The sequence below is a fragment of the Succinivibrio dextrinosolvens DSM 3072 genome, from assembly GCF_900167015.1.
Taxonomy (GTDB): Bacteria; Pseudomonadota; Gammaproteobacteria; order Enterobacterales; family Succinivibrionaceae; genus Succinivibrio; species Succinivibrio dextrinosolvens.
In genome coordinates this window covers 24109-32065 of the sequence record NZ_FUXX01000029.1, presented here as the reverse complement: position 1 = coordinate 32065, position 7957 = coordinate 24109, and the positions used below count along the sequence as shown (strand labels likewise).

Genomic DNA, 7957 nt, shown 5'->3' with positions numbered 1-7957 from the left:
AAAGTGCAAAAGGAAGCCTGTTAAATCCTGGTAAGAATGTAAAAGCAAAGTCAGGACTTAACCGTTCAATTCTGTCTGAAGGCTGGGGTCAATTCTTTAAGATGCTTGAATACAAGCAGAAAAAGAGAGGTCATATCTTTTTACAGATTAACCCAAAGAATACCAGCAGAACCTGTCCTAAATGCGGTCATGTCTCAAAAGACAATCGCAGTACTCAGGCTCATTTCTGCTGTACGAACTGTGGATATACAGCTAATGCAGATGAAAATGCAGCGGGAAATATCCTAAGGGCCGGACTGGCCCGGATAGCACAGGAAGTGAACTCCAAAAGGAGTCAGCACTGTGAACTCTCTGAAGCTGAACAGTAATGTCAGCAGTAGGAATCCTCTTGCTTCATCAAGAGGAGGATGTCAAAGATTACTAACTCAACTTTTGCAGTTCAATACTAACTGATAAAAGTTATAAAGATGCTGTCTAGCACCACATTAAAACAACGTTTTTTAGATTAAATCGAAATGCAAAACTTGAGGTAAGTTACTTTACTAATTCAACTTGAAAGAAATAAATTACATGTAAAACAATTTAAAGATAATTTTTTTACTTCGATAAATAATAAAATCATGTTTAATTATTGCAAAATGTGATTAATGTCCTATACTTCGTTCAGCTGTTTAAGCATTTTCCCTTTTCTAACAATTGAAAAACACGGAGCGATTCAATTTACATGAAAAAAAGTCTGCTTTTATTATCTTTATTATCAGGTGTTGTCATTTCTTTAAGTGCAATTGCTTTAAATAACGATAATATGGGGAGCCTGCAGGACAGATGTAATCTTGGTGATTCAAGAGCCTGCTTTAAATTCGGAAGTGAATATAGAAATCATGTGTTGTCTCACGACAGCATCTCTTCAAATACAAAATCACATCATCCAGTTACAGTTCAATCTCTAGAAGAAGTCTGCGAATATCAGAATATGCACTCATGCATTAAAGCTGCATCCAGTTTTTCAAAAGGCCATATATAAAGGCATGTGTTTCTGTTAAAATACTCACAATAATAATTAACCTAATCGCAGAATCTGCGTTTTCAAGTCGTTTATTAAAGGATAAAACCTTCTATTATTTGAAGTAGAGTGGTTTGTCCTTTTGATTTTATTGGTTGCGACTTTAATAAAGATTAGAATATATGTCAGATATTATTAACGAGTATTCAATAAAAGACAGATTTCGTCAGTTCTATCCTGTAATTGTTGACGTTGAGACTGCAGGTCTTGATCCTAAGACCGATGCTCTAATTGAAGTTTCAATGATGACTGTTAAGATGGATGAGAAGGGCATGCTTGTTCCCGATGAGCAGTTCCATGCCAATATCAGACCTTTTCCTGGTTCTCTAATAAAACAGGCCAATATTGATTTCTTAGGCATTGACCCTTTTGATGAATCACGCAATCTTGTGTCTGAGGAAGAAGCTCTGATTCCGATGTTCAAGGCCATCTCCAAGAAGGTTAAGGCAAACAAGTGCAAAAGGGCAATTCTGGTAGGACATAACGGCTCCTTTGATTTAGGCTTTATTAAGGCTGCAACCGAGCGTTTAAACTATAAGCGTTCACCATTCCATCCTTTCTCTGTATGTGATACTGCATCCTTATCAATGCTTGTATATGGTCAGAGTGTTCTTGTAAAGGCATGTATTGCTGCAGGTATTGAGTTTGATCTTGATAAGGCTCACGGTGCTGAGTATGACACCAAAATGGAGTGTCAGCTTTTCTGCAAGATCTTCAACAAGTTCACAACCTTCTGTGGTGTACCTGAGCCTGTAACTGAAGAAATTGACTATACGAAATCTTCATCTGAGAGCTCTGTTGAAGAATCAAAAACTGAGTAACCTAAATATAGATATTCCTACCTCTAATCTAAGTGAATAAAAATAAAATCAAAATAGAGAGGGGGAGGAATATGCAGTACATAATGAAATCAATGCTAAAACACATTACTACTGTTCTGATCATAGTTGCAGTCTGTGTTGGTGGTTATACCTTTGCACAGCATGAGAATCTTATAAGTGATTCAAATGTTAAAGTAGAAGGCGTGTCAGATGATTTTACTCATAATCACATCCGTCCTGATGCTCCAAATTCTGTTAAAGGTGTTAAAAAGGTAGCCAAAGAAGGTGATTATGTACTGCTAAGAGGTGTTTTTGTAAGACGTGCAGACGCAGGAATCTATGAGTTCCACGACGATGCTGGAGACGGTCTGTTTGTAGACTTAGGTAAGAGCTTCGTTTTAAATGAGAGATTCTTTAATACCAGTGAGTTCTTTATCTGGGGAACAGTGAAGGACAATAACAAGTCCACAACCATTGAAGCAATCTCAATGTCAGCTAAATCCTTCCCTGTAACAAGCAGAATCCCTTAATGTAAAAATTGTATCATTCCTTCCAGTTAACAACCTCGAGAGCTTTTAAGTCAGGATGATTTAAAAGCTTTTCATTTGGATCAACTGCAAAGCGGTGAGTACACATCATCAGCATTGGCAGATCATTTATAGAATCGCCATATGCATAAGAGTCCTCTAAAGACAGATTATCTTTCTTTAATATTTCATTGATGCGCTTAACCTTATCTTCCTGATAAGGAACAATTCCGCACTGTTTTCCTGTAAGTCTGCCGTCTACCTTTTCCATAGGTGCTGCAATATAGTCGCTTATACCTAACAGTGACGCTACATGCTCAACAATATAATCACAGGTTGAGGTAACAATAAAGATACGATCTCCTCGTCTCTTGTGAAAATCCAAAGCTCTTTTAGCTCCGGGTTTTACAAGAGGAATTATTAAGTCACGAACAGTTTCATGCAGAACCTTATACTGTTCATCCTTTGACAGTTTTAAAAGGGGAGTTACAGCAAATCTTACAAACTCATTGATATCAAGAGAACCTTCAAAAAACTTCCTTTCACACTCGGATAGTTTTATTAGCATATCTGATGGAGCGATGCCAAGCTTAACAAAATGATGAAGAGTAATATCATTAGTATCTCCACCTACCAGAGTACCGTCCATATCAAAAAATGCCAGACTCACTTAGTCCTCCTCGTAATCATGAGTTGTTTCTGTCTTTACTTCTAAAGGTTTTATTAAATCCTGTTCTGAACATTCACCAGATATGAAATCAAAGGTCTTCTTCATATCAAGATTAGGGAACTCAAAACGGTATCTCCAGGTTACATACGAATCGGAGTGATTGATAATAACCTTTGTTCTGGTAGCAAAGCCAAGCTGAATTAAAAGACTGCCAAGCTGCTTGCCCTTAACATCAGTATCAATTGAATCTGAGAATAAAGGATCCTGACCATCCTTACCATAAAGCCAGGATAAGTTCCTAGGATTATTTATAAGAGCATTCTTTAGAAAATCGTATTTTCCTGAAGCTGAATATGGCAGCAGTTTGCCGTTGTTGGTCATACAGTGAGCAATACAGGCAGGGCACAGCATCTTAGGACAGTTCGGATTGTAAAGCTCATCATTATCAGCAAATAAGAATCCGCCATAGCACTGTTCCAGCATATCAAGATACTCTTCAGAAGATATCCTCATATTCTCACTGAATTTTTCAATCTCTTTTTCATATACCTCTTTTACATCTTCACGTGTAAAGCCAAATAAAGCTGCAAACATTGGCTCTGATGAAAGATCATAAACCAGAGGCAGACCTTCAGAGGTCTCAGATGCTAATGAGAAATTGATATGACCTGATAACAGACACCATTTAACAGTACGGTTAGAATATTTGATGACATTGAGCATATCAAGATAATCACAGACTGACTCCTCACACTGTTCATGCTCAAACTCTGAAGCAACCATAAATGGAACATCATAGTTATCAATCAGAATTGAAATCTTGATGGAAGGGTACTTCTTATTTAGCTCATGCAGAAGCTTATCAAAATAAGCCTTAGGAGTCTGGTATGGATCAATATGAGATTCAATATGGTTGATCCAGAACTGCTCCTGCAGAATATCCAGAAGACCTTCAGAGAATTCCTTTGGATTTTTTGCCTTTAGATGTTTGAAATCCAGGCTTAAGACTGGTCTCTTTTTTACATTGTAAAAGGTTTTGATGGCATCAATCTCATCTGCTACCAGAAGATCCTGAGATGAGGCATTCTTGTTGATTTCATCAATAGAACTCTGATCTGAAAAATCGTCAGCTTTCTCTTCCTTTTTCTCTGAAACCAGATCTTCAATATAGTTCTTGATATCATCAAGAATAGAGGTTTCCTCTTTTGCTTTAGCTTCTGAATCCTCAGCTGTAATCTCTGGAGCTTCTTCTACCTTTGTTTCCTCTGCTTTTTTAACTGAATCTTCTTTCAGTGTGGAATCTGCTGAGGTGGTGTCTGCTGCTACTCCCTGATTAAAAAGATTATTCTGTTTACTCTGATAAGTAGTGATTATCTTTGGAGTGGTATTGATGCTAAGCTCATTATCGTTCTCATTATCCATTTTAATAAGGTTCTGAATGGACTGAGAAATCAGAGACAGTCCAAAGCCACGAGGTCTAATCATCATAAAGATACCAGGTGAACCTAGGCCGTCATGGTCTTCCATAACAGAGATAAGCTTAAAAAGCATATCAGCTTTATCTTTATATACCTGATCGGATAAGACTAAATCGGAGAGAGTAGAGTATACCTGAGAATTTGAATTCATAGATGACCACCATGATTCATTGGGTGGGATTTCAACCGATTCGCGGTACCTTGTATAAAGACCCTGGCTGCTTCCTTCCGAACCTGACCAATTAAACCTTCAACAAGTACGCGAGGGCTGAAACCCCATAAAGCCTTTGTATTTTAAAAGAAAAAAGGTCTAATTGCAAGAGTAAATCACGGTAGAAAAAAGAATATAGCTTATATAAGCCAATCTCTTGGGACACATTCAATGACAATTAAGCATAGAATTTATAGAAAAAACAAGAAAACTCTAGAAAAGACAGGAGGTCTGCAGCTAATAGAGCAGAATAAAAGTTAAATGATAATTAAAGAAAAAAAGAAATACCGGACATAAAAATACCCTCATTATCTTTACCGCACAATTTAGAAAAAGCATTGCAGATAAAAAATGAATGAAGGTATCTTTCTAAAGATTAAATCTCTCAGAAGATAATCTATTAAGCCTTCTTAGGTGGGATTAGACCAACCTGAAGATCTTCTGCTGTATAGATGTGCTCACCATCAACATAAACCTTGCCATCAGCAATGCCCATGATCAGCTGACCACGCTCAATAACCTTCTTTAAATTAATTTCATAGGTAACAAGCTTAGCGTGATCTAAAACTTCGCCCTTGAACTTAACTTTGCCAACACCTAGAGCACGGCCTTTACCAGGACCACCTCTCCAGCCCAGGAAGAAGCCTACAAGCTGCCACATAGCATCTAGGCCTAAACAGCCAGGCATAACAGGATCTCCAGGGAAGTGACACTGGAAGAACCATAAATCCTTGGTAATATCCAGCTCAGCCTTTACATAGCCTAAACCAAATTCACCACCTTCATTCTGGATATCGGTGATTCTGTCAAACATCAGCATGTTTGGTGCAGGAAGCTGACTGTTACCTGGTCCGAATAATTCACCACGGCTGCAAGCTAAAAGATCGTTCTTATCAAAAGAGTGAATATTTCGCTCTAATAATGAAGGCATTATGTATGCTCCTAAATTATATAAAACACTATATAAGAATCTTTAAAACTACTGCATATCTTATCTGCAGTCTTCTTCATAAGATTATAAATCCGTAACATTATACAGCAAAAGAAAGAGTGTTTTCAGATTTGTTAGCTGTATAAGCAATAAAAGAGTATTTATGTATGCTTTAAATAGCAAAAAGCTGAATCATACGACTCAGCTTTTCAAATAGTCTCTTTTGTTATTACTATCTGGTACCGAATACCACAATAGTCTTACCATGGGCGGTAATCAGATGATCCTCTTCCATCATCTTCAGAATACGACCAACGGTCTCACGGGAACAGCCAACAATCTGACCGATTTCCTGACGTGTAATCTTAATCTGCATACCATCAGGATGAGTCATAGCCTCAGGCTGATGAGCCAGATTAACAAGAGTCTTAGCAATACGACCGGTAACATCCAGGAATGCCAGGTTACCAACCTTAGCAGAGGTTGCTGACAGACGACGTGAGATCTGAGCGGTCAGACGCATCAGAATTTCTGGATTTACCTGAACTAACTGCTTGAACTTGCTGTATGAAACCTCAGCAATTTCACAAGATGTCTTAGCCTTAACCCAAGCGGTACGCTTTGGATTCTCTGACTCATCGAAAAGACCTACCTCACCGATGAAGTCACCCTGATTCAGATAGCTTAGGATCATTTCATGACCGTCTGAATCTTTAATTAAAACAGCAACTGAGCCTTTTGAAATGTAGTATAAGGTTTCAGCTTTCTCGCCAGCGTGAATAATTGTGCTCTTAGCAGTGTACTTGTGAATGTGGCACTGACTTAAGAACCAACTGATAGTAGTGTCAGTTTGTGGTTTTATAATAGGAGACATCTTTTTTTACTCTAAAATAGCCAAATTAAAAAAAATAAATTCAACTTAGAATTCATATTAAGGTTATGCCCAGCAATCAAAGCTGTAGAGGCATGAACCGCTAACTAAATAATGAGCTCTGAAGATATTTTCATTATACATATGTAAATATTTTTTTGTTAAAGCTTAGGCATATTTAAACTGAGATTTTGTATATATAGTGACTTAATTCACGATTTTATGAATTAGCTTTTGAAAATATTGTAAATTGTACTATACAAAAATTAATTTTCAGAACTGAATATCGGAAGGGTGCTTCATTTTGGTACCCCGGAAGTGAATCCGCTATTCTTGACTCCTTGAACCAGTGTGTTCAAGTTTGGCATCAGATGACTACTTAGGCTTCCGCGGGCAATCCGGGCCTGCACACCATAATCAGGAAGACACCAATGTCTGTAGATATCGGCTCAGGGTACAAATAACTTGATCGCACCCCAGGGAATTCTGTGGTAAATGCTTACCGTAAATCTATGCTAACAGATTGTTTTATCAAAAACAATTTTAAATTCTCTGCCAGCTTCATATTGTTTCTTTTACTAAACATCCACCTATATATAAGTATAGGTCATGATACAAATGTATAGCTTTAATCAGGAATTTTTCTTATTAAAATTTGATATGTAACAAAACATTACAAATCATCATTTACGAAATCAGGCATACCGTCTGTAATAACAATAATACCTTTTCTAAAATTTCTAAGGCGTGGCTTTCATTTATCCTGGTTTATATAATAGATGTTGCTGCTCTGTACTATTCTTAACAGATGTAAAGCATACATTAAGACTTAACGTTCATAGACTGGAACTCAGGACAGGGAGTTATTAAATAAAAGAATAAATAATCAGCGTGAAAACAGCAGCACAATGGCAATAGAGAACATGGCAAGAACAATCATTAAAAGGAATTTGTTTACAGTTGCCATGGTTTCGCCTAATTTGGTGTATCTTGCGATATATCTCTGTCTTGCAAGATACGCATCCTCTGGAGTTGTATACACACCAAGCTCATCGCCTAAGGGAACATTGTCAGCATAGGCCTTATCAATCAGCATACGAAACTTAATTCTCATCCTGGCTTCATTTGCCTCTTTAAAGCCAAGTGTTTTCAGATAAGCTCTTGAGAATTTCTCTGGCTCTTTTGCATTTAAAATATCTGCAATCTCTTCGCGCTTGAAATCAGAATCAAAAAAACACCTAAGAGAGTATCTGAGATAGTTAAAATCCATTTGTAAGTTAATCCCTGCTGTTGTGTCTGCGACAGATACATGCTCAAATTAGTCATGTAACCAATATAATCAGTATAACAATACATCATTATATCTGTATATAGTTCTACACCAT

At 37.2% G+C, this 7957-nt stretch carries 9 protein-coding genes and 2 other RNA genes; 4 read left to right on the top strand and 7 right to left on the bottom strand.

The features are described 5' to 3' along the window. The 4 genes from B5D46_RS08310 to B5D46_RS08295 all read left to right on the top strand — a co-directional run. On the top strand, positions 1 to 368 hold a 368-nt coding region (locus B5D46_RS08310; protein WP_143675639.1), incomplete at its 5' end, for an RNA-guided endonuclease InsQ/TnpB family protein. 356 nt (positions 369 to 724) lie between these two features. Next, on the top strand, positions 725 to 1024 hold the full coding sequence (locus B5D46_RS08305; RefSeq protein WP_078929056.1) for a hypothetical protein: 300 nt from the start codon (positions 725 to 727) through the stop codon (positions 1022 to 1024). A gap of 161 nt (positions 1025 to 1185) precedes the next feature. Continuing rightward, the gene (rnt, locus tag B5D46_RS08300) at positions 1186 to 1884 is read left to right on the top strand and encodes a ribonuclease T (protein ID WP_078929055.1); all 699 of its coding nucleotides are present in this window, start codon (positions 1186 to 1188) and stop codon (positions 1882 to 1884) included. Positions 1885 to 1955: 71 nt separating this feature from the next. Next, on the top strand, positions 1956 to 2414 hold the full coding sequence (locus B5D46_RS08295) for a hypothetical protein (RefSeq protein WP_078929054.1): 459 nt from the start codon (positions 1956 to 1958) through the stop codon (positions 2412 to 2414). Positions 2415 to 2427: 13 nt separating this feature from the next. Here the strand turns inward: B5D46_RS08295 and B5D46_RS08290 are convergent, their stop codons facing one another. The 7 genes from B5D46_RS08290 to B5D46_RS08260 form a co-directional block, all read right to left on the bottom strand. After that, the gene (locus B5D46_RS08290) at positions 2428 to 3081 is read right to left on the bottom strand and encodes an HAD family hydrolase (RefSeq protein WP_078929053.1); all 654 of its coding nucleotides are present in this window, start codon (positions 3079 to 3081) and stop codon (positions 2428 to 2430) included. Beyond that, positions 3082 to 4710 (bottom strand): AAA family ATPase, encoded by a 1629-nt coding sequence (locus B5D46_RS08285; RefSeq protein ID WP_078929052.1) that lies wholly within the window; start codon positions 4708 to 4710, stop codon positions 3082 to 3084. A gap of 26 nt (positions 4711 to 4736) precedes the next feature. Continuing rightward, positions 4737 to 4833: signal recognition particle sRNA small type (gene ffs / locus B5D46_RS08280), an RNA gene on the bottom strand. A 337-nt stretch (positions 4834 to 5170) separates the two neighbouring features. Continuing rightward, positions 5171 to 5701, bottom strand: coding sequence for a bifunctional 3-hydroxydecanoyl-ACP dehydratase/trans-2-decenoyl-ACP isomerase (gene fabA, locus B5D46_RS08275; protein WP_031491734.1), 531 nt, complete (start codon positions 5699 to 5701; stop codon positions 5171 to 5173). A 232-nt stretch (positions 5702 to 5933) separates the two neighbouring features. Continuing rightward, on the bottom strand, positions 5934 to 6575 hold the full coding sequence (gene crp / locus B5D46_RS08270; protein WP_031491735.1) for a cAMP-activated global transcriptional regulator CRP: 642 nt from the start codon (positions 6573 to 6575) through the stop codon (positions 5934 to 5936). 302 nt (positions 6576 to 6877) lie between these two features. Beyond that, positions 6878 to 7058: non-coding RNA, 6S RNA (ssrS, locus tag B5D46_RS08265), on the bottom strand. Between the two features lie 400 nt (positions 7059 to 7458). After that, the gene (locus B5D46_RS08260; protein WP_031491736.1) at positions 7459 to 7842 is read right to left on the bottom strand and encodes a hypothetical protein; all 384 of its coding nucleotides are present in this window, start codon (positions 7840 to 7842) and stop codon (positions 7459 to 7461) included. Positions 7843 to 7957 lie beyond the last annotated feature (115 nt).

What these genes read in the sequence shown, in the direction of transcription:
- B5D46_RS08305 (WP_078929056.1), top strand. Translation starts at nt 725, where the DNA reads ATGAAAAAAAGTCTGCTTTTATTATCTTTATTATCAGGTGTTGTCATT.
- rnt (WP_078929055.1), top strand. Translation starts at nt 1,186, where the DNA reads ATGTCAGATATTATTAACGAGTATTCAATAAAAGACAGATTTCGTCAG.
- B5D46_RS08295 (WP_078929054.1), top strand. Translation starts at nt 1,956, where the DNA reads ATGCAGTACATAATGAAATCAATGCTAAAACACATTACTACTGTTCTG.
- B5D46_RS08285 (WP_078929052.1), bottom strand. Translation starts at nt 4,710, where the DNA reads ATGAATTCAAATTCTCAGGTATACTCTACTCTCTCCGATTTAGTCTTA.
- fabA (WP_031491734.1), bottom strand. Translation starts at nt 5,701, where the DNA reads ATGCCTTCATTATTAGAGCGAAATATTCACTCTTTTGATAAGAACGAT.
- crp (WP_031491735.1), bottom strand. Translation starts at nt 6,575, where the DNA reads ATGTCTCCTATTATAAAACCACAAACTGACACTACTATCAGTTGGTTC.
- B5D46_RS08260 (WP_031491736.1), bottom strand. Translation starts at nt 7,842, where the DNA reads ATGGATTTTAACTATCTCAGATACTCTCTTAGGTGTTTTTTTGATTCT.